This window comes from Corallococcus exercitus, assembly GCF_003611585.1.
GTDB classification, from domain to species: Bacteria; Myxococcota; Myxococcia; order Myxococcales; family Myxococcaceae; genus Corallococcus; species Corallococcus exercitus.
Genome location: NZ_RAVW01000872.1, coordinates 1 through 542 on the forward strand (window position 1 = coordinate 1; position 542 = coordinate 542).

The 542-nt window shown below is 70.3% G+C and carries 1 pseudogene; it reads left to right on the forward strand.

The features are described from left to right. Positions 1-530 (forward strand): annotated as a pseudogene (locus D7W79_RS44190) (hypothetical protein); the annotation flags it as partial. Positions 531-542 lie beyond the last annotated feature (12 nt).

Sequence of the window (542 nt, forward strand, 5' to 3'; positions counted from 1 at the left end):
CCTCCGTCCGCCCCACCGAACCCCACGACTTCCTCGCGGAAGCCCCCGCGCCCCGCCGCCGCATGGGCGGACTCATCGCGGCCGGCGTCGTGCTCCTCGGCGTCGCGGGCCTCTGCATCACCGTCGCCCTGGGACTCGACGGGGGCCGCGTGGCCTCGCTGTGGAGCTCCGTTCGCTCGCCGAAGCCCGACGCGAACTCCTCCACAACTTCTCCACCGCCACCTCCCGCCGAACCCGAGGCCCGGAAGCCCGCCGAACCCGCCGCGCCGGAACCCTCCACCGCGGTGGCCCAGGCCGAGCCCCCTACAGACACCCCGCCTTCCGGCGACGCCGCGCCCTCGGACCCGCCTCCTCCCACCAGCGAAACCGCCGCCGCGCCCGACGACGACACCGAGGCCCCGAAGGCGAAGACGCGCACCCCCCTCCGCCTGCCTCTTATACAAATCTCCGAGCCCACGAGACATGCGCAGAACTCGTATGCCGTCTTCTGCTTGAAAAAAAAGAACACAGTGAGTCAAAAGCCACCATGACGTGCTAGCTAT